The following is a 22,080-nucleotide window of genomic DNA, read 5'->3' on the forward strand; positions in this document are numbered from 1 at the left end:
CAGCAAGGCCCCGTGGGGCCGAGGTTTTTTTAGCTCAATAGATTGGAAAGATCACTGCCTACAGGCACGGGGATCTCCTGCTCTACACCGCTGAACAGATAAGCTTCCTTATCTCCCAAAAGACTCAGTTTATTGTCCTTAAGCAACAGGGCGCTGCCTTCCTGGATGGCCAGTACCGGCGTCTTGGGATCGACACAAGTAAACTCAAGCAAGCGCTGGGCCCGGGTTTCACCATTGTGCCCCGGCGTTTTGTAGTTGCTGTAATGCGGATTGATTTGCAGTGGCAGCAGGCCAAGGGCACTGAATGATGGCGGCTCTATAATAGGCATATCATTGGTGGTACGTATGCTGAGGCCGGCAATATTTGAGCCTGCACTCCAGCCGATATAGGGTTTGCCGGCGGCGACTTCCTCTTTGATCAGATGCAGCAGGTCGTAGCGGTACAACTCATGCAACAGGTGGAAGGTGTTGCCACCGCCAACCAGAATGCCGTCAGCATCGCGAATGGCCTGCTTGGGGTCGCCATGTTGATGGATAGAGGAGATATCCAGCCTCAATGGTGCCAGGCCATTAACCACGGCTTCCAGATAGTTGTCGTAGCTCATGCTGACACCGGCATAAGGGATAAATATCCACTTGCGGGCTTTTTCTGCCATGGGCTCAATATAGGGCAGGGCATGTTCCAGGTAGGGGGTATCGCCAGCGCGGGAGCTGCTGAGCAGCAGGGTATTTATTGTCATAATCGTCGCTGTCCTTCAGATTGATTTGCGTTGCTTGATGGTAACAAAAAGCCTTTACACTCAACAATCGCCACAGGTGCTTTTGGTCGCGTTAAAAAGCCGCACTCGGCAATTGATTAAGTTTGATTTAATCAACTCTACCTAGACTGCTTCCTCTGCGTAGCCGGGGCGTTTAGGCAGAAAGCTAAACAATAATTTACCTTTTTCCTCTTGAATTCCCGCCAAGTGGACATATTATGTCTGCAATGACGCAATTCCGGTACAAGGGTACCTTACAGGAGCTGATATGAAGCGTGTATTTCTATTGATTTTGACTAACCTTGCCATTCTGTTGGTGGCATCGATTGTCATGTCTATTTTGGGTGTCAATACTCAAACCATGGGTGGCTTGCTGGTATTTGCGGCGATCTTCGGTTTTGGTGGCGCCTTTATCAGCTTGGCGATTTCCAAATGGATGGCCAAGAAAACTATGGGTTGTGAGGTGATCACTCAGCCCCGTGATAACACAGAGCGTTGGTTGCTCGAGACCGTAGCCCGTCAGGCGCAGCAGGCCGGGATTAAGATGCCGGAAGTGGCCATCTACCAATCGCCTGAACTGAACGCCTTTGCTACAGGCCCAAGTAAAAACAACTCTCTGGTAGCCGTGAGTACAGGTTTGCTTTACGGTATGAGCGCCGATGAAGTCGAAGCCGTACTGGCGCACGAAGTCAGCCACGTGGCCAACGGTGACATGGTGACACTGACCCTGATCCAGGGCGTGGTGAACACCTTTGTTATCTTCGCCGCCCGCGTGGTTGCCGGTATCGTCAACAACTTTGTTGCCAGCAACGATGAAGAGGGTGAAGGCCTGGGCACTATCGCTTACATGGCTGTGGTATTTGTGCTGGATATGCTGTTTGGTATTCTGGCATCCATTGTGGTGGCATACTTCTCCCGCATTCGTGAGTTCCGCGCCGACGAAGGTGCCGCTCGCCTTGCCGGTAAGAACAAGATGATTGCTGCCCTTGAACGTCTGCGTACCGGGCCGGAAACCGGTGCCATGCCGGCCAATATGTCGGCCTTCGGTATCAATGGCAAGCGTTCAATGACTGAACTCTTTATGAGTCACCCACCGCTTGAAAAGCGTATTGAAGCGCTGAGAAACCGCGGATAATTCAGCGATACTTTCTCTAAAGGAGACCTGTTGGTCTCCTTTTTTATGCGCTTGAAACGCTTATTGATACAGATGTTTATAGGTAAACGAAATGTAAAATTCCGTAATTAACCGATGGTTACATGATTCAGCGCACATTTTGCTTTTGCGCAAGTTGTTAAAGTGGCGGCGACTCAGAATTAGTTTGCCAATTGGCAAAAGCTTGGCTAAGTTAATCCAAGTCGTGCTATTTACTGATAGTGAGACAAAGGTCATACCTGACATAAGAACCTTTGCTCGACTGTCATCATCGGAGGATATTATTGTGAGCAAGAAACTCTTAAGTGTGTTGTTCGGTGCCGGTTTGGCCGCGCTGGCCATGTCACCATCTGCTTTTGCAGAAGATCAGAAACTGTCAGATTTCCACGCGGATATGGGTGGTTGTGAAAGCTGTCATGCCGATGGTTCCCCTTCAGCTGATGGCGCCTATGAATTTGAACAGTGTCAGAGCTGTCACGGTTCGCTGGCAGAAATGGACGCGGTACACAAGCCACACGATGGCGCTTTGATGTGTGCTGACTGCCACGCTCCCCATGACATGAACGTAGGTCAGAAGCCTACCTGCGATAGCTGCCACGATGACGGCCGTACTTCGGAAAGCACTCTGAAGTAAGCGCATATCGCACGAATGACAACGCCGGCTTGATGCCGGCGTTATTGTTTCTGGCTTGTGCTTATCTCTGGCTCTGTGTGGTGAGCCCATATCACTGTCAGTCTTTATCCAGCGGCGTTGTTGGCAGATATTTATTGCCGGAAAACATAGCTGAAATAATACCGGGCTGACGCTTACGCTCGGCGTGGATCACCGCGGCTATATGCAGCAATACCAAGAGAAGTAACAGATATACGCTGTAGACATGGACTTTCCCTGCCAAGCCTTTGGCGCCCTTAATCGCTGCAGCCTTGTCTGGATTAACGCCTGTGTCATCGTAGGGTTTGAGACTGGCAGGTTCAACCCCATCCGCGGCGATATATTCCTGAACCATGCCGCCCAGTGGTGGATAGAAGATGTCAGTACCGGCTCGCACTAAACCTGTCACCATGATCAGGGTCAGCAGACCAAACAGAGCGATAACCGCCAGTTTGCCCGCCGGATTATGGCCGAGATATTGTGGATTTTCGCCTTTCTTGAGGGCTGCGCGATAGCCTGCCAATTCCCCTTTCTTTGGGAGTAGTTTACCTAGACGCGCCTTGATGGGGCCGAATAATCCCCACAACAATCTGAATGCCAGGTTGATGGCAAAGGCATAACCTATCCAGACGTGCAGTGTCTTTAAGCCGATTTTCGCGTCGAGACCACTGATCCCAAAGTTAGATTTGAACATCATTATCCCGCCGATGGTCATCATCAGCAGCACCAAAAGTAGGTTTATCCAATGAAAAAGGCGAGTGGGAAGATCCCAGGCCTTATAGCGAGACAGGCGCACTTCGCCCGCAGTATTTGTTTCCATGTTTGATCCCCCAGATCTGTTTTACCCCTTTATGTTAATGCCTGGGGCGGCGCTTGTTCAGTTAACTCTTATTCATTTTGAGTTTTTTGGCAGAGATCTGTACTTCCGTTTCAAGCAGCTGTCTGATTTGATGCTTATGTTTCGTTAATGCAAATTTCGCGGGTGTTTAGCTGAGGGCAACCTATGTTCAAGGTGATGCAGTGGCTGGTGGTTTCCAGAACTGCTCTGTTGACCGAGCTGATGAATATCCCTTGGCCGCAGGAGTTTCTGATACGCTTGTCCTGCTTATCTCCCGATAGATGGACACTGATGTGATGTCGACACTCTGTTGCTGGATTTGGTTACAGTGGCGTTGGCCTTGGGCTATAAGATTCTTAAACAGGTCGCCAGGAGTCGCGGTCGCAAAGTGGTATCCCCAAAAGGGTGGAGTATGAATGCCTGCTGTTGCCGTCTGCGGTCAAGAACCATCTTTAGCGGGTATTTCGCAAACTGAATTTAAGCAACCGGGCCCAGGTGATGACCTGGGCCCAGCGTCACTTGATGGCCGCTGTGGCCGAGAGTTAGGGAAGGTGCGAATAAGTCCTCGCGGCACTCTGGCTTACACAGCAATTGGCGTTCAAGGCATCTGACTGAAGGCATGCCGGGGCCTGTCGAAGTCGGATAACGTAGAGAGCCGGTTGCTGTGAAAGCCCCAAAGGGCGTGGCTTACAGGCCTGCCTGCTGTGTTATGCTTCTTGCAAAGGACTAGGGCCATTTGCTGCGAACCACGCCTTGCATCCAGGCCTGTAAGCCGACGCAGAGCACGCATGGGACTTGTTCGCACCTTCCTTAACCCAGCCAGGCCTTGGCTTTGGCTGGTTCGGTGAGCTTGAGTGACACAGTATCTATTGCCGCCGGTTTGATAGGCAGCAGGCCTGTCATCAGCTCATCACGGCGGAAGAAGTGCAACTCCAGACTATCGCCGGGCTCATATTGTTGCAGTTCATTTTCAAATTGAGCGCCGACCTGCAGACCATTGGCGGCGATTAGCAAATCCTGAGCCGCGAGCCCGGCGCTGTGAGCCGCGCTGCCGTTGGTCACACTTACAATCCTTAATCCCAGGGCTTCAGCCTTGTAGCGGGCTCCCAAGCCGATTTTTTGCCCCTCAACATCCCCGCCGCCCTGATCCTGAGCGCCTTGGGCACTGCGAAGCTGCATCTCGATTCCGAATTGCGCCAGCAGGGGCGCCAGTGGCAACTCTTGGGTATTATCCAGAAAGGCAAATTCTGCGCTGGCATCCCGGCCAAGCAGCTCCTCATAGAGGCGGCGATGGGAGTCATCTTCAGTGCCTATCCCCTGGCTGCCAAAGGCCTGCCACAGCTTTTGCATCAGGTTATCCAGTGTGTATTTTCCCTGGGTTTCCAGTCTCAGAGTCAAGTCCAGATACAGGGCAAACAAAGCTCCCTTGGTGTAATAGCTGACGATGGCGTTGGCGGCGTTTTCATCCTGTTTGTAGAACTTGGTCCAGGCGTTGAAGCTTGATTCTGTCAGGCTCTGCAACTGCCTGCCCGGCATGCGATACACCCGGGTCATAGTCTGGGATAGCATCTCCAGATATTGCTCACTGGAAACCCTGTTGGCTCTGAGTGTCATCAGGTCATCATAGTAGGAAGTGATGCCTTCATAAGCCCACAGCTGACGGGTGTAGCTCTCGGCTTCCAGCGCGTAGGGAATAAAGCTGGCCGGCTTAATGCGTTTGACGTTCCAGCTGTGGAAGTATTCGTGACTGCAGAGCGACAGATAAGTGCGGTAATCCTTATTGACCGGCATCTCCATACTCAGCGGCAGATCTTTGCGGGAGCAGTGCAGGGCGGTGGAGGCTCTGTGTTCCAGCCCTCCAAAGCCATTGCCCAATACCTGAGTCATAAACAGGTAGCGCTCAAACGGCGCTTCACCGAAGAGGCGGATTTGGCTCTCGCAAATAGCCTTGAGATCGTCAAGCAGCCTGGGCATGTGGCAGCGGTGACGCCCGGTCAGTATCACATCATGGCGCACGCCACAGGCCTCAAAGCTGCCGTGGGTAAAAGTGCCCATCTCCACCGGATGGTCGATAAGCTCATCATAGTTGGCGGCGCTGAAACGGCCGAACTGCCACTCTTCACCTTCGATTCGACTCAGGGTTGTTGCCAGTTGCCAGTTGGCTTCCTCTTTGGGAGGCAGAATTTCCAGCTCCAGCGGCTCAAGCTCTTTGCCGGCCACCGCAAGAAAGACGCTGCTGCCGTTGAAAAAGCCGTGGGTCTGATCCAGGTGGGCGCTGCGCACCGACATATCCCAGGCATAAACCGAGTAGCGCAGTTGCAGTGATTCGGCATTGGAATTTATCTGCCAGCGCTGCTTGTCGAGCTGAGTAATGCTGAGTGGACGCTCCAGCTCATCAAAGGCTTGAATATCTATGATATTGCGACAAAAATCGCGAACCATGTAGCTGCCTGGGATCCAGGATGGCAACCAAAGTTCCTGTCTCGGGGCCGGAGCCTGAATGGTGATTTTGACCTCGAACAGGTGAGCGTGTGGATCTATGGGGCAAATCTGATAACTGATCATCTGATATCCGTATGAATCGTTGGCGAGTGCCGGGAGCCAAATTGGTTCATCTCCGGCTGAGCATGGCGACAATGCTGCCAAAAAAGCCAGGCCGCGGCAATTACTTGCCGAGTTTTAACAGGCTTGGGGGGCAAATCGCCGCGGCCGATTACATCTCTGGGCCGAATGGTATTATACTGCCAAGAACACAGTGATTTGGCCCTTGGGCCGAGTCTGAACCGATACACCGGAGAGTGGCAAAATGGCCGAAGAAACCATATTCAGCAAAATTATTCGCCGTGAAATACCCACGGACATACTGTATCAGGACGAGTTGGTGACTGCCTTTCGGGATATCAATCCCAAGGCTCCCACCCATGTGCTGATAGTGCCCAATCATCTGATCCCCACAGTCAATGACGCCAAGGCTTCCGACGAGCAGGCCATAGGCCGTATGGTGACAGTGGCCGCCAAGTTGGCCGCCGAAGCCGGGATCGCTAAGGATGGCTATCGTTTAATCATTAATTGTAATGAGCATGGCGGCCAGGAAGTGTTCCACATCCACATGCATCTGCTTGGCGGTAAAGCCTTGGGGCCTATGGTGAGTTCAGCGTCATGAAAGTCAATCCGGAGTTTTTCCCGCTGACGACCCTGGCGAGCCGTTTTGTCAACCAGTTGGCCCAGTGTCGTCGCCTCGGGCTCAAGGTGCATGAGGGCAGTGAACACCATGTACTGATAGAGTTGCCTTACAGCACTGAGCTGGTGGGTTACCCTGAAACCGGAGTTATCCATGGTGGGGTTATCACCACTTTGATGGATACTGCCAGTGGCTGCGCCGTGGTTTGTGCCATCAAGGACAAATACGGTTCGCTGGAGATCTCGCCGACTCTGGATCTGCGGGTCGACTATATGAAGCCCGCCGAGCCCCACAAGCCGGTGTATGGTTTTGCCGAGTGTTATAAGTTGTCATCCAGCGTCGCGTTTACCCGGGCCATCGCCTATCAGGACAGCATAGACGACCCCATCGCCCATGCGGTTGGCTCCTTTATGCGGATAAGCCCTGAAATGATTGGGGACACTTTCCGTAAGGCACTGATGGGTGAGGAGACGAAATGACAGATCCCAAGGCATCCCTGGATGTAAAAAGCATAGTTGCCAAAGTGACAGAAACCAATGATTTCAGTCATTTACTTGAGCATGTTCCCTACGCCCGCTTTATTGGCATGTTGGTAGAACGGTTTGGCGATGAGCTGGTATTTCGCTTGCCGGCCAAAGATGACAACATAGGTAACCCGGTACTGCCGGCCATTCATGGCGGCGTGATAGCCGGGTTTATGGAGATGTCGGCCATCATCCAGCTTATGGTGTTTATGCAAACCAGTAAGGTGCCTAAGGTGGTTGATTTTTCCATCGACTACTTACGTGCCGGTTATCATAAGGATAGTTTCGCCGAGTGCCGAATAACCCGTCAGGGACGGCGAGTGGCCAATGTCAATATCGACTGCTGGCAAACCAACCGCAAGCAGCTGATTGCAACCGCCCGGGCACACTTTTTGATTGATTGAGAATAAGGGATTGGCAGATGAAAAAAGTCTTGGTAATAGCAGCAACCCTGCTGGCTCTGGCAGGCTGCGCCAACCATACGGCCGGGGTGTATGCCAGCTCGACCGGTGAAAGTCGCATCGACAACAGCAGCTTTGCCCGCTCGGTGAGTGTGGGTGATCTTATGGCCAGAGGTGAGGGCGGTTTGCTCAGAGGTACTGCCACCATCAGCAGCAAAGTCGCTACCGATATGCGTGTTCAGTACAAATTCACCTGGTATGACGCCAGCGGTTATACCCTGGATGATGAAGGTGTGTCCTGGAAGTCGGTCAAACTACATGGCAAACAGCAGTTGCAGGTGAGCGCCGTGGCGCCGAATCCGACTGCCAGTCGTTTTGAGATCTATGTGCGCGAGGCCTTTTCAAACTAAAAGTTGCAACCTCGGCACCACTGCCGCCCGAACCATTATTCCAGTTGATGCTCAACGAATGGGACTAATGGAGTGGGCGGTTTTTTATCCCCTCAGATACAATTTGGCAACCTGGCTCACTTTTGTTGGTAACTCGTGTATACTGGCCCTCGCCAAGGGGTGTTTACCGCATTGCGGTTGACTGAGATGTCGTATGACGAACCCTTAGAACCTGATCCGGCTAGTACCGGCGTAGGAATGGGCCACAATTCGTGCACTTTCAACTCGCTTTCTTATTGCCGGATCTCAAACTGTGAATATTTGAGGTCCTATGTCCAAGTTTACCGTACCTACTCTGCTCGCCAGTACCATTCAGATGCTGCTGTGGGCACCCGTTCATGCCGCCGATAATCCCGGCGTTGAAAAGCAAGATGAGCAACAAGCCATGGAAGTGATAGTCGTCAGCGGCGACTTTCGTGGCCTGACGCTGGAGAAGATGCCCTCCAGCGTGACTGTTATCGATGAGCAGCGCATTGAAGATCAAGGCGCCGAGCATTTCGAAGATATGCTGGGTAACGTAGCCAACTTCAACTGGTCAGGTGCCAGCTCCCGGCCAAGATACTTCCAGATCCGCGGGGTCGGTGAGCAGGAGCAATACCAGGGAGCGCCCAACTCCTCTGTGGGCTTTATTATCGATGATATCGATCTCTCCGGGCTGGGCAGCGTTTCCAGCCTGTACGATCTGCAGCAGTTTGAAGTGCTGCGCGGCCCTCAGGGCACCCGCTATGGTGCCAATGCCCTGGCCGGTCTTATCTATCTCAAGAGCAATGATCCCACAGACGTATTCGAGCACGGCGCCGAAGTCTCGCTCGGTAATGATAATCTGCAAACCTTCAGCGGCTTCAGTTCCGGCCCAGTGACAGATTCCGGCAAGCTGCTCTATCGTGTGGCGCTGCAGCAACACAAGCAGAGCGGTTATCGCGACAACCTGTATCTGGGCCGTGACGATACCAATGAGCGTGATGAATTCAGCGGCCGTATCAAGCTGCGCTGGTACGCCACCGACAAGTTGCAGGCAGACTTCACTCTACTGCACGCCGATTTTGACAATGGTTATGATGCCTGGACTCTGGACAATAACGGCTTCGATACCATTACCGATGCGCCGGGCGTCGACAAACAGCGCACCACGGGTTCCAGCCTCAAGCTGAGTTATACCGGCTTTGAGGCTTTTGAGCTGGTGTCCCTGTCAAGCTATGCCGCCACAGATCATCACCACGGTTACGACGGTGACTGGGCCAACCCGGATTACTGGGCCGGAAAAGAGTGCGGCGGCGCACCCTGTGAGTACGATTACACCTGGGATAAGCGTGGCGAGCGGCGCACTCTGTCACAGGAGTTCAGATTCAGCTCCAACGAGGCCGGGCGGATTTTCGGCGGCAGCACCGACTGGCTGGCCGGGCTCTATTTTATGGATCTCGATGAGGACAATGATCTCTACTCTGAATACAACGGCGGGCCGGATGAAGTGCTGACTTCCCGCTACAGCGCCAGTAACTATGCGGTGTTTGCCCAGTTGGACTCAGATCTGGGGGCGGGCTACAGCCTGTCTATCGGTGCTCGTATCGAGCGACGTGAGAGTGACTACAGCGACAGCAATGGTGATGCCTTTAGCCCATCGGAAAACATGTGGGGCGGCCATATCGCCCTATCCAAGGCGCTGGCTGAACACCATGAAGCCTATGTTCGGATAGCCAGAGGCTACAAGGCCGGTGGTTTTAATATGACGCTGCCCCAGGAGCTGGCCGACAAGAAAGAGTTCGATACCGAAATCCTCTACAACTATGAACTGGGGCTGAAATCCAGCTGGGCCGATGGCTTGCTGGATACTCGTCTGGCACTGTTCTTTATGGACAGGGAAGATCAGCAGGTAGCGGCCTCGCTGCAGGATCCTGTCGACCCCCAGCGCTTTATTCTGTTCACCGAAAACGCCGGCAGCTCCAATAACTATGGCGCCGAGCTGGAAGCCAACTGGTATCCCACAGATTCACTGCAGTTCTACACCAGCCTTGGGTATCTGCAGACAGAATATGGTGATTACCTGTATCAGGATAAATATGGCAACCCTGTGGATCTCAGCGGCCGGGAACTGGCCCACTCGCCGAGATGGACCTATAGTCTCGGCATGACCTGGCGCAATGACATGGGCTGGTTTGCCAACCTCAACAGCAGTGGCAAGAGTGCGTTCTACTACTCAGACAGCAATGACTCTCGCTCTGAAGACTATCAAGTGGTCAACGCCAAGCTGGGCTATGAGGCAGACAAGTGGTCGGTTTACCTCTGGGGCCGCAACCTGTTCGATGAAAAATACGGCGTGCGCGGTTTCTACTTCGGCAATGAGCCGGATCAAAACTGGGCCGAGAAGCAATATATCCGCTACGGGGACCCACGCCAGATTGGTGTGACCTTCAAGGTCAAATTTATCTGATGGCATAAGCCGTTGTCGGCCGGGGCGTGTTGCAGCGCCCCGGTTCATTACAGGAGATGTAGAATGAAGTTAACTGCCGAAATCAGCATGTATCCGCTCCACGATGAGTATCTGGAACCTATTCAATGGTTTATCAAGCGCCTGGACAGTTATGCCAACATTGAGAGAACCACCAATGCCATGGCGACTCAGGTGTGCGGAGATTATGCCGAGGTGATGACCATGCTGGCCACTGAGATGCAGGCAGCGCACGAGAAATTTGGCAAGGCGGTGTTTGTCTGTAAATTTATCGGCGGTGAGCTGAACTTGGGCCACAGGGAATAACCCATGAGTGAATTCTGGCACTGGCTCGCCGAGGCCGGCTCTCAGGCCCAGGGCATGGGCGCCTGGGAAGCGGTAGCCGTGGTATTGGCCTTGGCCTATCTGCTGCTGGCCATGAAAGCCAATATCTGGTGTTGGGCGGCAGCCTTTGCCAGCACCGCCATCTACACTGTGCTGTTCTGGAAAGTCGCGCTGCTGATGGAGTCAGTGCTCAACGTCTATTACATGGCGATGGCGCTGTACGGATACTGGCTCTGGCGCCGGGGTGGGGAAAACCATCAAGGAGTGGCCGTGACCTCCTGGCCCTGGCAGCGGCACCTGGTACTGATTCTGTTGACTGGGTTGGTGTCTCTGTTTGTCGGTCATATGATGGCGACTTTCACTCAGGCAGCCTTCCCCTACCTGGATGCGGCAACCAGCTGTTTTGCTGTGATGACGACTTTTCTGGTGGCGCGCAAAGTGCTGGAAAACTGGCTCTATTGGGTGGTTATCGATCTGGTGTCCATCTATCTCTATTTAAGCAAGGGTTTGATGTTGACCTCACTCTTGTTTGTGCTCTACGTGGGGATGGCGGTAGCCGGATACTTTATCTGGCGCGCCAGAGCCCAGGAATCCCGCGGTCGCGACTCCTCACAGCTTGAAAGCGGCGCGGCATGAAAGGCAAACCGCTGACAGAACTTGAGGCCAGTCTGGGTGAAGGTTTAAGCTGCGAGCTCAACGCCGCCCTCAAGCGGCTACAGTTGTGGCCGCTTGAGGGGGCCAAGCCGCTCACCCTTGGGCTAAGCAACCAAAACTGGCTCTTGCAAGCCGGTAGCGAGTCAATGGTGCTGAGAGTCAATTCCCCGGGCTCAGACCGTATCTGCGACAGAAACAACGAACTGGCATGTTGGCGGGTTGCCGAGAAGGCGAATTTGGCACCAGGGCTGATTTGGGTCAGCGCTGACAAGGGGTTATATCTGAGCCGCTTTATCGAACAAGCGCCGCAAGCCAACTGGCAGCAGTTACTCGCATCCAAAGGCGCGGCCGAGATCGCAAGCGCGGCTCATAATGCCTTTGTTAATCGCAACAGCTTCTCTGACCTGCCTGAGCCTAAATATGATTCTAAACATGAGTCTAAACATGAGCCTAAACATGAAGTTGGCTCAGGCGCTGTATTGGGAGCCAGGCAAGGCAAATCACCTCAGGCCTTACTGCTGGAGTTGCTGCTGGGGCTGAGGGCATTGCCGGCCCCCAAGCTCGAAATCAGTGTTGCCGAGCAGTGGCGCATCTATCTGGAGCGGCTCGATGACATGGCACTGAGCCGGGGGCAGCCTTCAAGCTGGCAACAACGGCTCATGCAACTTCATTCGGCCCAAGGGTTATTCGAGCAGTGCAACACTCGGCTGGAGGCCTGTCTGCTGAGGCCGCAGTATTGTCACAGGGATCTCAATCCTCATAATTTGCTGCTGGCCGAGAATGGACTCAAGTGCGTCGATTTTGAATATGCCTGCGCTTCCCACCCGCTGTTTGAGTTGGCCGGGGTGCTGTCATCCCATCAACTGAGCGCCGAGGGGCAGCAGTGGCTCATTTATCACTATCTTGAGCAGCATCCGCATTTAACCGACGATGCCCACCTGGCCGTGGCTGCAGCCGTCGATGTCTACTGGCTGTTTGCCTGCTGCTGGGCCTTGCAGATGGCCTGGGACAATCAGCAGCAGTCTTATCTCGACTGGTTTGATGACTTCTGGCATCTTGTAAAGCATCAATGAGTCAGGCAGGGAAGCGGTCGCCTGGCCTTAGCCAACTTAAAGTATTTAATGGATGAAACGCATTGTTATTGCCCTGGCGCTGCTTATTGCGCTCAGTGCCTGCTCCACCAAGGTCAGCTATTATTTCCTCGATTGGGCCATAGAGTGGCAGCTGGAAGATTATGTCACTCTCGACCGGCAACAGGAGCAGGCGTTTGACGCTATTCTCGACCCTTTTCTCGCCTGGCATCGCAGCCAGGAGTTACCCAGATACAGTGCCCAGTTAAAAACGCTGCAAACCGAGCTTGCCGATGGCACTTTAACGCCACAGAGTTGGCGTCGTCATGTGGATACGGCAAGAGATCACTGGTTTCGGCTGTTTGCCCAGGTGTTTGACGATCTTTTGCCCCTTATCGCTTCTTTGAGTGACCAACAGGTCGCCCAGGTGATTGCCAAACTGGAGGCCGATGAGCAGGAGCTGGTGGATGAATACAAGGACAAGAACCAGGAACAACTGATTGAAGATGCGGATGAACGGCTGGAGGAGCTGTTTGCCGATTGGCTGGGGCGTTTGAGTGAGCAGCAAAAGGCCCTGATCCATGAGCACAACAGCCGCCGACTGGCGACCCTGGATATGTGGCTCGAGTATCGTCACGAGTGGCTCCGGCAGTTCAAACAAGCCTTGCTGCAACGCAGTGATTCTGACTTGTTGGCGCAGCGCTTGCGGCTGCTGATAACAACGCCCGATGAGCTCAAGTCAGATGTGCACAAGCAGAAATTGGCGCAGAACACGGAAAACTTCGGCATGCTGTTATTGCAACTGCACCAGAGCCTGAGTGAGCGCCAGCAAAAACACTTCAAGCGTAAGCTGGGCAACTTGATTGACGATCTGGATGAACTGAGTCAGGCACAGCCCTGAGCTTATGAGGCAGACATAGCCCTGAGCTTATGGGGTCGTAAAGCGAGTCTTTGGTCTGTAGAAGGGGCATTTGCCCGCGAACCACGCCTTGCATCCAGGCCCGTAAGCGGACGCAGAGCAGGCATGGGACTTGTTTGCAGCTTCCTAAAGTAAAGACTGAAATAAAATCGTTTATTGTCGGGTCAACTGCAACATGACAGGAATACTCCCCCGAATAAGGAGGTTTTCATGCAAGCCATCATTCAAACCTATGCGGCATTTTTCAAATCCCTGCGCCACTTCGATGGCCTGGCACCTTTGGCGCTGCGGCTCTATCTGGCGCCGGTGCTGGTGCAGGCCGGTTACAACAAACTCAGCCACTTCAGTGACACTGCGGCCTGGTTCGGTAATCCGGACTGGGGGCTGGGCTTGCCCATGCCTGAAGTGATGGTGGCGCTGGCCGCCGGGACCGAATTTTTTGGTGGCTTGCTGCTTCTGCTCGGGTTGGCCACTCGGCTGGTGGCTATCCCCATGAGTATTACCATGTTGGTGGCGGCCTTCAGTGTGCACTGGTCCAACGGCTGGCTGGCGATTGCCGACCCCTCATCCTGGCTCGCAAACGACAGGGTGATGGCTTCGGTGGAGAAGCTTGAGCGGGCCAAGGGGATACTGCAGCAACACGGCAATTACGACTGGCTGACCAGTTCGGGTAACCTGGTGATCCTCAACAACGGCATTGAGTTTGCGGCCACCTATTTCATTATGCTGTTGGTATTGCTGTTTATGGGCGGCGGCCGTTACACCAGTGTGGACTATTTTATTGGCCGTAAATGGCTGCCCAAAACCGCTAACGTCGGCTGATTGTTGCTGAGTCCCGGTTTTTTAACTCTGGCGATCCGGGGCGGATTTGGTATCCTGTGAAGTCATTGATATCTCAGCTGAGGATCGCGCATTGGACGCACTTACTCTTCTTCTTACCCGACAATCATGTCCACGACTGCAGGCTCCGGCGCCGAATGAGGCGCAACTGAAAATTATCCTGGATGCCGCGGCCAGAGTACCGGATCACGGTGGCTTGGCGCCTTGGGAGTTTATTATTGCTACCGGTGAAGGACTCAATCGCCTGGCGGATATTTTTGTGGCGGCTGCCACAGCAGATGGTGCCGACGAGGGATTTATCAACAAGGCTGCCGGTATGCCGCTCAGGGCGCCTATGGTGATAACCGTGGTTGCCAAGACCAAAGATCATCCCAAGGTGCCTGAGCTGGAGCAGCAATTGGCAGCCGGCTGCGCCGTAATGGCGATGCAACAGGCCGCATTTGCCCAGGGACTTGGCGGAATATGGCGCACAGGTGCCTTTGCCTTTGACTCTACTGTCAATACGGCGTTGGGGCTTGATAGCAGCGATCAGATAGTGGGCTTTCTCTATCTGGGCACCCCTGTGGTTGAAGCGCCGCTCAAAGCCACCAAAGAGGGCAGCGCCTTTGCCCGCTATCTCTGATTGCTGCAGGACACTCAATGGTGAAAAACTTGCCATGGGCTAAGCTCATGGCATCAAGCTATTGTATTCAGTTGCCTGTGACCGCAACCCCCACTTCCAGGCGCTCGAACCAGTCGAGAAACTCAGGTATCTGCTCGCCCCTGAATATCCGTCCGTGCTGCGGACATAAATAGTCCAGCTCCAGCTCTCTCACTCTGGCTATCCAGTCCTGCTTGGCGCGGTTGGAGGGCATCCATCTTTGATGGAAAAAGCGCATCTTCTCGGTATGACGGCCAAAGTCATCGACAAACAGCCCGGCATCCGTGTCTTCCAGTGCCGCACCTATATCGCCTGACATAAGTATCTTGCCGACAGGGTCGTAGACATGAAAATTGCCGGAAGCGTGCAGATAATGGGCCGGGATAAACTGCACCTCTACGCCATCAAGCGTCAGCTTGCCACCTTGATCTTTAATGGCCTGGTATTGGATATGCTCCATCCCGAAATGGCGGATGAAACCTTCCCAAATCCAGGGTGCGTGCAGCTGGGCCTGCTCCAGCGTCTGATCCCACAGCCCCAGGGAGGAGATGATATCGGGATCCTGGTGGGAGGCGAATAGATGGGTGAGTTGCTCTATGGGGATGTGACAAACCACATTGGCCAGCATGGGGGCAAATAGCTCTATACCACCCGGGTCCATCAGCAAAGCCTGCTCGGCAGTGACCAACATATATTGATTGGTGTCTATGATGCCGTCGGGTTTATCCGGATCCCGGCCAAAATAGATCCATTTGTGGCTATGGGTTTCCAACAAGAGTTGGCTCTTCATCCCTGTACTCCCTTATTGTTCAAGTAATTGAATCGCCTTATCTACCTGAGTGCGGATCGCGCCGGCAGCAGCATCGACCCGGTTGGCAACATGGTTGAAAGTGGCCTGATCGGCGGGTTTTATCCGGCAGGCTTCGATGCGGCACAGCGAGGCCAGCACTTTAGCGGTTTTCAGCTGCTGGCAGAGTTCTTCCAATTGCAATTCAATGTCCAGGCTCAGGCGTTTGCACTGCTGCTCAAGGGCCGTAAAGTGTTGGCTGTTCTTCTCCAGCGCCGGCATGATGCTGTCGCCATAACGGGCTTTGCGGGCTTTCTCCCTGGCGCGGGCAAATTGCAGCATCGCCTTGCGGACTCTGGTCTGCTCGCTGGTCAGGCGGCTGATGGTCTGCGCCAGATGATTGATTTTCGCGGCTGAGTGGGTGGTGAAATGCGCCAGTTCGTCGATGGAGTGGGTCAGCGCCTTGAAGCCCAGTGCCATGCTGCCGGCACGAATCGATGCCGCCTGGGCATTGCTGGCGATAATATTGATCTCTTTACAGTGGCCCTGAGTCTTTTCCAGTTCGGCGGCTATGATGGCGGCACGAACATAGAACTGACGCGTTGGTTGACGTTCTGATCCCATAATTCACTGTTTTACAGTCATAATCCTGTTTGAGAGTATAGAAGATAATTCACTTCCCAACCGGCGCGAGCCGATTTTTCCCGTCAATGGATTCAAGCTACAACTCAAGCGCTTGAATTTGCACCTTGTTTAGCTTGAAGAACCGCTTTGAGAATAGATGCTTAGTGTTGTAACTATATGAATTAAAGGTTTTATTTTGATTGTCAGCCTAAATCGAATGCTCTAGTATCCGCAACTATCAGAACCAGCCCCTGCTTTATTCTAGTGGGGGCTTTTTAGGTTGTGGCTTTGTCAGTACGCAGGCAACAACAGCCGCAGCATTTCAGAGAGGATACCCATTTGGTTTCGCTGTTAAATGATGAACTATTGGACAGGATTGCCGATGCACTTACGGACAAGGGATACATAGTGCTTGAGGATGTGCTGCCGGAGACATTGAGCCGCGCGTTGCTGGATAAGGTTAACCACTCGCCGGTAGAGAGTTTTCGCTGGGCTGAAATCGGCCGTGGCAATGAGCGTGTTCGCGAACAGGAGATACGTTCAGACAGGATCCGCTGGTTGCATGAAGCACAGCAACCGGATGCCGACTATTTGGAATACATGGCCTGCTTGCGTCATGGGCTTAACCAGCGCCTGTTTATGGGGCTATTCGATTATGAAAGCCATTACGCCTTTTATCGCCCTGGTACTTTTTACCGTAAACACTTAGATGCGCTGCGGGGCAGTCGCAACCGGATCCTGACCACGGTATTTTTTTTGAACCCCGATTGGCAACAGGGTGATGGCGGTGAGCTGATGCTCTATGAAGAGGACGACGCTTTGCTTGAGCAGATCCCGCCGAGAATGGGCACTCTGGTGATCTTCCTGAGCGAGCGTTTCCCCCATGAAGTACTGCCAACCCATAAAGATCGCGCCAGCATAGCCGGTTGGTTTCGGGTAGCCGGTAGCTATGAACTACCATAAATAACACTACTGGCATGTTGCCTCTGGGCGGTATTTTTGAGCACAAGCTAAATCCAGGGGCATCAGGCTTATGCAGTAGCTTCAGCTAACACTCGGTGAGCGCAGAATCTCTTCATCTACCCAATGGAGCAGTTTTTTGATGGCTTTGGATAGCACTTGGTTCTGGCGCACTATATATCCCAGGCTGGCCGAGGGGAAACTGGGCAGTGGCGTCATGCAGGACTGCAAATTGAGTTTGGGATGCAGGGCAAAGTCCGGCACTATGGCAATACCGAAACCGGCTTCGGCCCAGTCTATTTGGGCATCCACGCTGCCCACTTCCATGATGCGATATTCCGGTAGTTTGAGCTCGGGAAGCGCCGGGTCAATCAGATCCCGGGTGCGGGTATCATGTCCCAGCAGTATCAAGGTAGGTGCTTCCTGCGGGCTTGGGACTTTACCCTTCTGCCAGGTCTTGAGATCATTGCCCAAGGCGTACCATTTTACTTGTTTCAGCTCGGTAAAATGCAGCGGCTGACTCTCTTTTTGCGCCATAACAAAGCCGAGATCGGCCTTGGCACTTTTTACCAGGTCTGCTGCCTGGGAGGAGGTGGTGTTCAGCAACGTCAGGTCGATGCCGGGGAATTCGGTTTTGAACGACTGAAAAGGGCCTATCAGCAGCCATCTGGAAATGATATCGCTGGCGGCTATGGTCATGGTGCCCTGGCACAGATCATTGATGGCGTTGAGATCGGCCTGGCAGCTTTGCAGCTCCATCAGGGTGTTGTGTGCACTCCTTAACAAGCGCTCACCGGCTTGGGTCAGCCGAAATGGATTACGCTCAATCAGCTTTACCCGGGTGGTTTGCTCCAACTGCTTGATATGCAAGCTGACATTGGGTTGGGTCATATGCAGTTCATTGGCTGCCTTGCCGAAGTGTTCCAGGCGGGCCAGGGTGACAAAGGTCTTAAGCCAATGGAGTTCGAGCATAGCAGCCTCTTTAAGGGTTTTTTAAACGGTACTTTTGACGTTTGAGGGGCAGGCGCTTTATGGTTGGCGGCTTGGTCATGGCAATTGCCCACTATCTTCGATTCCGATGCAAAATATCCTGATATGGATTTCTTATCAAGCTTATAATGATTATTAATTTTTCTTATTCATGCCGTGGTCATAGGATAGACAGGTTTTTGTTTAGGAGAACTGGAAATGTCGTCTATTGTTGTAGTTGGTGCAAACTGGGGTGATGAAGGTAAAGGCCGTATCGTGGACTATCTGGCAGATAGCGCGGCGGCGAGTATACGTTTTCAGGGCGGCAACAATGCCGGCCACACAGTTGTGAATGACTTTGGTACATTCAAACTGCATCAACTGCCTAGCGGCGTATTCAATCCAAGTTGTTTGGCGGTATTGGGCCCTGGCATGGTGATAAGCCCGGCGCCACTTTCCGAAGAGATTGCCGAGGTGAAAGCCGCCGGCGTCAATGTCAATCTGTGCATTTCCGACCGGGCGACTCTGTGCCTGCCAATCCACGCCATTGAAGATACTCTGGAAGAAGAGCGTCTCGGTGACGGCGCTTATGGTTCTACCCGCCAGGGCATTGCCCCGGCTTACGGTGACCGGGTAATGAAAAAAGGCATTCTGGTGGGTTGGTTGAAGCAGCCTGAAGTACTGCGTGAACGTATCCAGTTTATGCTGGACTGGAAACTGCCGCAGCTTAAGGCGCTGTATCCCTCTTTTGAATTTTCGCAAACCGCAGAAGAGATGACCGCCTGGTTGCTGGAAGTGTCTGCCCCTTGGCGTGATGCCATCTGCAACGTGAGTGAGCCGCTGAAAGCGCTGCAGGCAAAAGATCAAAACCTGCTGTTTGAAGCCCAGTTGGGCGCGGGTCGTGATCTGGTTTACGGTGAATACCCTTGGACCACTTCTTCCAACGTGACCGCTGCTTATGCCGGTCTTGGCAGTGGTTTACCGGCACTGCGCCCCGAGCGGGTGATTGCGGTAGCCAAGTCCTTCAGCTCCTCCGTTGGAACCGGCACCTTGATCACCGCCATGGAAGAGCAGGACAACTTCCGCGAAGCCGCCAATGAGTACGGCGCGGTAACCGGGCGTCCCCGTGATATGGGCTATTTCGATGCTGTGGCCACCCGCAACGGTGTCGAGCTGCAGGCGGCGACCGAAGTGGCGCTGACCAAGCTGGATTGTTTGAGTGGGATGCAGGATCTGAAAATCTGCATCGATTATCAGGGCGATCACAGCGAAAACCCGATTTGGCCACAAACCTCTGCTTTGGCGCCTGTTTATGAGCAGATGGAAGGCTGGAGCGAAGACATCACGGCTTGCCGCACCTTTGAGAGCCTGCCACTGGCGGCACAAAAGTACGTGCAGCGGGTTGAAGAGCTGATGGGTGTTCCGGTGAAAATGATCTCTGTTGGCCCAGAGCGGGCGCAGATGATCCTGCGTTAACAAGGTTGCCTGTTTATGCCCAAGTCTCTCCGTGTGTGACATAGTTTAGGGAGGCTTGGGCATCATAGTATTTGTTAATTGACCGAGCTTTATTTGGGTCATTGTGCTTTCTTTGCTGTTAGCTATTTCCCCTCCGCATTTCAATTTATTGCCGTGCCCTTTGAACTGACCTGCTGTTATCATTGGCTTTGATTTTTACAGTCGTTTTGAAAGAAACCATTTGTTAACATTTAATCTGGTTTAATGATTTATTCATGTTAGTCTGGTATTTAAACAAGCGTTAAATCATTATCTTGCATTATTAGGGAGGCAAATCATGGGACTGGAAGCATGCTTGACCGGAGAACATGTGATCCTCGAACCTTTGAGTCAGGATCATCTGCCGTCGCTGTCGTTGGCGGTTGCCGATGGTGAGTTGTGGCGCTTGTGGTACACCAACGTGCCGCATCCGGATGAGATGAAGGACTATATCCAGCAGGCTTTGGACAGTGAGCAGCGCGGTGAAGCCTTGGCCTTTGCAGTACGTAGCCGAGACAGCGGTGCAATCGTTGGATGTACCCGCATTTGCAACTGGGATCAAGCCAACCGACGGCTGGAGATTGGGTATACCTGGTATGCCAAGAGCGTGCAGCGCAGCGCCATCAATACCGAAACCAAACTGTTGTTGCTGGAGTACGCCTTCGAGACCCTGGATGTGATGGCGGTGGAGTTCAGAACCCATTTTCACAACCAGGCTTCGCGGGAGGCCATCACCCGCCTGGGGGCCAAGCAAGATGGCATCTTACGCAATCACAGACTGCTCAAGGACGGCAGCGTCAGGGATACAGTGGTTTATTCCATCATTGACAGCGAATGGCCAGAGGTGAAGCAAGGCCTCAAGGACAGGCTGGCATTTTACAGTGATCAGTACCGTGTCGAACTCGCACAGTGAGTAAGCGCCACTTAGGACAATATTGAATCGAAGGGAAACCATTCATGCTAAAGCAAGTTATTCGGGCACAGTCACAGGATGCCGAGATTATCTCACCGCTGTTTGATGAGTATCGTCAGTTTTATGGTTATCCCAGCGAGCCCGAACTGGCGTTAAGCTTTATCAGCCAAAGGCTTAAGCGGGATGAATCCGTGATCTTTTATCTGCCGGATGAGCAAAACCAGGCTTTGGGGTTTGTGCAGCTCTATCCCGGCTTTTCTTCGCTGCGGGCGGCGCCGCTGCTGATCCTCAATGATATTTATGTTACTCAACATGCCAGGTGTGTCGGCATAGGTCGTGCGCTGCTCGATGCCGCGCTGAATTATGCCAAAGCGCAGGGCATTGATGAGTTGATCCTCGAAACCCTGCGTAATAACGTCAGGGCGCAGGCGCTCTATGAGTCCATTGGTTTTGTCCGGGACAATGAATTTTTCCATTACAGTCTGACTCTAAAACCTTGAAATTCATTAGGCACTAAAGTAGCTTGCCTTCATCGATATCAAGAGGATCACCAAGATGTCCCAAAAAACTGCTTTGTCTGTCTTTGCCACCATCGGCTTGTTTTCCAGTGCCAATGTGCTCGCCGGCCCCGCCGAGGAGGCCTTTAGCGCCGAGTTGCAACAATGCGCCGCCTATTATCAGATAAGTTCTGAAGCCATAGGGGCAATGAATGCACCTCAGATGGCCGCCGTTGGAGATAGACTCAAGCAATCCGCCAAGGATGCCGAAGCTTTAGCTGCCCAGTACAGTTCGGCGCAAGATGCCGAGAAAGGCGTGGCAGCAGCCCGTGCCGAAATGCTGGAAACCATGGGCAACAGCAAGAGTTTGGGCGGTTTGATGAGCCAATACAAAGACAGCTGTAAAACCATCTTGGCCGAGCCGCAAAAGCGCCTCGACTACTGGATAATGGCTAACATGTGATGCAATAAAATGCGGCCGCCGCCTGTCTCTTTGTCCAAGGAAGGGAGGCAATATGCTTTTGAGTCTGTTACTGGCCGCTTTTATCATCTTGCTCGCGCTCGCGATTGAGTTCTGGCCCAGGATCCGCTCCTCTGCCCGCGAACGCCGGCAAGGCGGCCTGTGGTCACTGGAAAACCATAGCCGCGCCAGCGGGCGTGAACAGCAAGGATGCTTTGCGGATCTCAGTTTCACACCTTTCCTGCTTACTGCCAGTCTGGCCTTGATAGCCTGCGCATTTGAGTTGATGCCGGAAACTTATGTATTTGGTTTAATACTCTTTATTGTTCTCAACCTACTGCTGTTGATGGTCTGGCATCTCTATGCCAGACTGCTTGGCGGGCAAAAAAGTGGCCAGAGCCTGTTGCCGCCGCTGCTTTACGGCCTTGCGGCCCTGTTTGCCTGGATAGGGGCTATGCCGTAAGTCAAGCCGTAAGTCAGGCCCTAAGCCCGATTCCTAGGCAAGAATTCATGAGCCCGGCCCGAAT

General features: G+C 53.1%; 26 protein-coding genes and 1 riboswitch. Of the genes, 20 read left to right on the forward strand and 6 right to left on the reverse strand.

The features are described 5' to 3' along the window. Window positions 1-29: 29 nt before the first annotated feature. Window positions 30-740, reverse strand: coding sequence for a dipeptidase PepE (gene pepE, locus RC73_RS00135; RefSeq protein ID WP_039032736.1), 711 nt, complete (start codon window positions 738-740; stop codon window positions 30-32). A gap of 286 nt (window positions 741-1,026) precedes the next feature. Between pepE and htpX the strand changes: the two genes are divergently transcribed. Together htpX and cctA are read left to right on the forward strand one after the other, a co-directional pair. After that, window positions 1,027-1,893 (forward strand): protease HtpX, encoded by an 867-nt coding sequence (htpX, locus tag RC73_RS00140; protein ID WP_039032737.1) that lies wholly within the window; start codon window positions 1,027-1,029, stop codon window positions 1,891-1,893. 304 nt (window positions 1,894-2,197) lie between these two features. Next, on the forward strand, window positions 2,198-2,545 hold the full coding sequence (gene cctA, locus RC73_RS00145; RefSeq protein ID WP_039032738.1) for a tetraheme c-type cytochrome CctA: 348 nt from the start codon (window positions 2,198-2,200) through the stop codon (window positions 2,543-2,545). A 97-nt stretch (window positions 2,546-2,642) separates the two neighbouring features. On the opposite strand, the gene RC73_RS00150 is transcribed toward cctA, so the two are convergent. Continuing rightward, entirely contained in the window at window positions 2,643-3,383 is a 741-nt protein-coding gene (locus tag RC73_RS00150) for a cytochrome b/b6 domain-containing protein (RefSeq protein WP_039032739.1), read from the reverse strand. A gap of 183 nt (window positions 3,384-3,566) precedes the next feature. Here RC73_RS00150 and RC73_RS21340 point away from each other — a divergent pair, with 183 nt between their 5' ends. Beyond that, on the forward strand, window positions 3,567-3,698 hold the full coding sequence (locus RC73_RS21340; protein WP_260853010.1) for a hypothetical protein: 132 nt from the start codon (window positions 3,567-3,569) through the stop codon (window positions 3,696-3,698). 513 nt (window positions 3,699-4,211) lie between these two features. On the opposite strand, the gene RC73_RS00155 is transcribed toward RC73_RS21340, so the two are convergent. Continuing rightward, window positions 4,212-5,966, reverse strand: coding sequence for a M61 family metallopeptidase (locus RC73_RS00155; protein ID WP_039032740.1), 1,755 nt, complete (start codon window positions 5,964-5,966; stop codon window positions 4,212-4,214). Window positions 5,967-6,207: 241 nt separating this feature from the next. Between RC73_RS00155 and hinT the strand changes: the two genes are divergently transcribed. The 11 genes from hinT (at window position 6,208) to RC73_RS00210 (ending at window position 14,831) form a co-directional block, all read left to right on the forward strand. Next, window positions 6,208-6,564: a purine nucleoside phosphoramidase gene (gene hinT / locus RC73_RS00160; protein WP_039032741.1), complete on the forward strand. Its 357-nt coding sequence runs from the start codon at window positions 6,208-6,210 to the stop codon at window positions 6,562-6,564. Next, window positions 6,561-7,061: a PaaI family thioesterase gene (locus RC73_RS00165; RefSeq protein WP_039032742.1), complete on the forward strand. Its 501-nt coding sequence runs from the start codon at window positions 6,561-6,563 to the stop codon at window positions 7,059-7,061. The genes hinT and RC73_RS00165 overlap by 4 nt, the downstream gene beginning before the upstream one ends. Next, window positions 7,058-7,510, forward strand: coding sequence for a PaaI family thioesterase (locus RC73_RS00170; protein ID WP_039032743.1), 453 nt, complete (start codon window positions 7,058-7,060; stop codon window positions 7,508-7,510). The genes RC73_RS00165 and RC73_RS00170 overlap by 4 nt, the downstream gene beginning before the upstream one ends. Window positions 7,511-7,527: 17 nt before the next feature. Next, on the forward strand, window positions 7,528-7,917 hold the full coding sequence (locus tag RC73_RS00175) for a YcfL family protein (protein WP_039032744.1): 390 nt from the start codon (window positions 7,528-7,530) through the stop codon (window positions 7,915-7,917). A gap of 145 nt (window positions 7,918-8,062) precedes the next feature. Further along, a riboswitch (TPP riboswitch) is annotated at window positions 8,063-8,172 on the forward strand. Between the two features lie 55 nt (window positions 8,173-8,227). Further along, window positions 8,228-10,384, forward strand: a complete 2,157-nt coding sequence (locus RC73_RS00180) for a TonB-dependent receptor (RefSeq protein ID WP_082014191.1) — start codon at window positions 8,228-8,230, stop codon at window positions 10,382-10,384. Window positions 10,385-10,447: 63 nt separating this feature from the next. Continuing rightward, window positions 10,448-10,708 carry a hypothetical protein gene (locus tag RC73_RS00185; RefSeq protein ID WP_039032745.1) on the forward strand — a complete coding sequence of 87 codons (261 nt, stop codon included), beginning with the start codon at window positions 10,448-10,450 and terminating at the stop codon, window positions 10,706-10,708. 3 nt (window positions 10,709-10,711) lie between these two features. Beyond that, a complete protein-coding gene (gene pnuC / locus RC73_RS00190; RefSeq protein ID WP_025011200.1) occupies window positions 10,712-11,362 on the forward strand; it encodes a nicotinamide riboside transporter PnuC in 651 nt (216 codons plus the stop codon). After that, a complete protein-coding gene (locus RC73_RS00195) occupies window positions 11,359-12,453 on the forward strand; it encodes a phosphotransferase (RefSeq protein ID WP_052247889.1) in 1,095 nt (364 codons plus the stop codon). The genes pnuC and RC73_RS00195 overlap by 4 nt, the downstream gene beginning before the upstream one ends. 52 nt (window positions 12,454-12,505) lie before the next feature. After that, window positions 12,506-13,351, forward strand: coding sequence for a DUF6279 family lipoprotein (locus RC73_RS00200; protein WP_039032746.1), 846 nt, complete (start codon window positions 12,506-12,508; stop codon window positions 13,349-13,351). A gap of 228 nt (window positions 13,352-13,579) precedes the next feature. Then, window positions 13,580-14,191, forward strand: coding sequence for an HvfX family Cu-binding RiPP maturation protein (locus RC73_RS00205; RefSeq protein WP_052247890.1), 612 nt, complete (start codon window positions 13,580-13,582; stop codon window positions 14,189-14,191). Window positions 14,192-14,282: 91 nt separating this feature from the next. After that, a complete protein-coding gene (locus tag RC73_RS00210) occupies window positions 14,283-14,831 on the forward strand; it encodes an NAD(P)H nitroreductase (RefSeq protein ID WP_039032747.1) in 549 nt (182 codons plus the stop codon). 67 nt (window positions 14,832-14,898) lie between these two features. On the opposite strand, the gene RC73_RS00215 is transcribed toward RC73_RS00210, so the two are convergent. Beyond that, window positions 14,899-15,639 carry an MBL fold metallo-hydrolase gene (locus tag RC73_RS00215; protein WP_039032748.1) on the reverse strand — a complete coding sequence of 247 codons (741 nt, stop codon included), beginning with the start codon at window positions 15,637-15,639 and terminating at the stop codon, window positions 14,899-14,901. A 12-nt stretch (window positions 15,640-15,651) separates the two neighbouring features. After that, window positions 15,652-16,260, reverse strand: a complete 609-nt coding sequence (locus RC73_RS00220; RefSeq protein ID WP_039032749.1) for a hypothetical protein — start codon at window positions 16,258-16,260, stop codon at window positions 15,652-15,654. A 339-nt stretch (window positions 16,261-16,599) separates the two neighbouring features. Between RC73_RS00220 and RC73_RS00225 the strand changes: the two genes are divergently transcribed. Beyond that, entirely contained in the window at window positions 16,600-17,223 is a 624-nt protein-coding gene (locus tag RC73_RS00225) for a 2OG-Fe(II) oxygenase (protein WP_039032750.1), read from the forward strand. Window positions 17,224-17,304: 81 nt separating this feature from the next. Here the strand turns inward: RC73_RS00225 and RC73_RS00230 are convergent, their stop codons facing one another. Beyond that, window positions 17,305-18,192 carry a LysR family transcriptional regulator gene (locus RC73_RS00230; protein ID WP_039032751.1) on the reverse strand — a complete coding sequence of 296 codons (888 nt, stop codon included), beginning with the start codon at window positions 18,190-18,192 and terminating at the stop codon, window positions 17,305-17,307. Between the two features lie 216 nt (window positions 18,193-18,408). Here RC73_RS00230 and RC73_RS00235 point away from each other — a divergent pair, with 216 nt between their 5' ends. From RC73_RS00235 to RC73_RS00255, 5 genes are all read left to right on the forward strand, one after another. Further along, window positions 18,409-19,665, forward strand: coding sequence for an adenylosuccinate synthetase (locus RC73_RS00235; protein ID WP_039032752.1), 1,257 nt, complete (start codon window positions 18,409-18,411; stop codon window positions 19,663-19,665). A gap of 316 nt (window positions 19,666-19,981) precedes the next feature. Beyond that, window positions 19,982-20,596: a GNAT family N-acetyltransferase gene (locus RC73_RS00240; RefSeq protein ID WP_039032753.1), complete on the forward strand. Its 615-nt coding sequence runs from the start codon at window positions 19,982-19,984 to the stop codon at window positions 20,594-20,596. 44 nt (window positions 20,597-20,640) lie between these two features. Further along, complete coding sequence (locus RC73_RS00245; protein ID WP_039032754.1) at window positions 20,641-21,096, forward strand: GNAT family N-acetyltransferase; 456 nt, start codon at window positions 20,641-20,643, stop codon at window positions 21,094-21,096. Window positions 21,097-21,151: 55 nt separating this feature from the next. Next, window positions 21,152-21,556 carry a hypothetical protein gene (locus RC73_RS00250; protein ID WP_052247891.1) on the forward strand — a complete coding sequence of 135 codons (405 nt, stop codon included), beginning with the start codon at window positions 21,152-21,154 and terminating at the stop codon, window positions 21,554-21,556. Window positions 21,557-21,608: 52 nt separating this feature from the next. Further along, a complete protein-coding gene (locus tag RC73_RS00255; protein ID WP_039032755.1) occupies window positions 21,609-22,016 on the forward strand; it encodes a hypothetical protein in 408 nt (135 codons plus the stop codon). The last annotated feature ends 64 nt before the right edge of the window (window positions 22,017-22,080 follow it).

The organism is Shewanella sp. ECSMB14102, assembly GCF_000813075.1.
Classification (GTDB): domain Bacteria; phylum Pseudomonadota; class Gammaproteobacteria; order Enterobacterales; family Shewanellaceae; genus Shewanella; species Shewanella indica.

Excerpts from the sequence above, each read along its gene's own strand:
- RC73_RS00155 (WP_039032740.1), bottom strand. The coding sequence starts at position 5,966 with ATGATCAGTTATCAGATTTGCCCCATAGATCCACACGCTCACCTGTTC.
- pepE (WP_039032736.1), bottom strand. The coding sequence starts at position 740 with ATGACAATAAATACCCTGCTGCTCAGCAGCTCCCGCGCTGGCGATACC.
- RC73_RS00205 (WP_052247890.1), top strand. The coding sequence starts at position 13,580 with ATGCAAGCCATCATTCAAACCTATGCGGCATTTTTCAAATCCCTGCGC.
- RC73_RS00200 (WP_039032746.1), top strand. The coding sequence starts at position 12,506 with ATGAAACGCATTGTTATTGCCCTGGCGCTGCTTATTGCGCTCAGTGCC.
- RC73_RS00245 (WP_039032754.1), top strand. The coding sequence starts at position 20,641 with ATGCTAAAGCAAGTTATTCGGGCACAGTCACAGGATGCCGAGATTATC.
- RC73_RS21340 (WP_260853010.1), top strand. The coding sequence starts at position 3,567 with ATGTTCAAGGTGATGCAGTGGCTGGTGGTTTCCAGAACTGCTCTGTTG.
- RC73_RS00255 (WP_039032755.1), top strand. The coding sequence starts at position 21,609 with ATGCTTTTGAGTCTGTTACTGGCCGCTTTTATCATCTTGCTCGCGCTC.
- RC73_RS00185 (WP_039032745.1), top strand. The coding sequence starts at position 10,448 with ATGAAGTTAACTGCCGAAATCAGCATGTATCCGCTCCACGATGAGTAT.
- RC73_RS00220 (WP_039032749.1), bottom strand. The coding sequence starts at position 16,260 with ATGGGATCAGAACGTCAACCAACGCGTCAGTTCTATGTTCGTGCCGCC.
- RC73_RS00195 (WP_052247889.1), top strand. The coding sequence starts at position 11,359 with ATGAAAGGCAAACCGCTGACAGAACTTGAGGCCAGTCTGGGTGAAGGT.
- pnuC (WP_025011200.1), top strand. The coding sequence starts at position 10,712 with ATGAGTGAATTCTGGCACTGGCTCGCCGAGGCCGGCTCTCAGGCCCAG.
- RC73_RS00180 (WP_082014191.1), top strand. The coding sequence starts at position 8,228 with ATGTCCAAGTTTACCGTACCTACTCTGCTCGCCAGTACCATTCAGATG.
- RC73_RS00240 (WP_039032753.1), top strand. The coding sequence starts at position 19,982 with ATGGGACTGGAAGCATGCTTGACCGGAGAACATGTGATCCTCGAACCT.
- RC73_RS00250 (WP_052247891.1), top strand. The coding sequence starts at position 21,152 with ATGTCCCAAAAAACTGCTTTGTCTGTCTTTGCCACCATCGGCTTGTTT.
- RC73_RS00175 (WP_039032744.1), top strand. The coding sequence starts at position 7,528 with ATGAAAAAAGTCTTGGTAATAGCAGCAACCCTGCTGGCTCTGGCAGGC.
- RC73_RS00215 (WP_039032748.1), bottom strand. The coding sequence starts at position 15,639 with ATGAAGAGCCAACTCTTGTTGGAAACCCATAGCCACAAATGGATCTAT.
- htpX (WP_039032737.1), top strand. The coding sequence starts at position 1,027 with ATGAAGCGTGTATTTCTATTGATTTTGACTAACCTTGCCATTCTGTTG.
- hinT (WP_039032741.1), top strand. The coding sequence starts at position 6,208 with ATGGCCGAAGAAACCATATTCAGCAAAATTATTCGCCGTGAAATACCC.
- RC73_RS00150 (WP_039032739.1), bottom strand. The coding sequence starts at position 3,383 with ATGGAAACAAATACTGCGGGCGAAGTGCGCCTGTCTCGCTATAAGGCC.
- RC73_RS00235 (WP_039032752.1), top strand. The coding sequence starts at position 18,409 with ATGTCGTCTATTGTTGTAGTTGGTGCAAACTGGGGTGATGAAGGTAAA.
- RC73_RS00170 (WP_039032743.1), top strand. The coding sequence starts at position 7,058 with ATGACAGATCCCAAGGCATCCCTGGATGTAAAAAGCATAGTTGCCAAA.
- RC73_RS00165 (WP_039032742.1), top strand. The coding sequence starts at position 6,561 with ATGAAAGTCAATCCGGAGTTTTTCCCGCTGACGACCCTGGCGAGCCGT.
- RC73_RS00230 (WP_039032751.1), bottom strand. The coding sequence starts at position 18,192 with ATGCTCGAACTCCATTGGCTTAAGACCTTTGTCACCCTGGCCCGCCTG.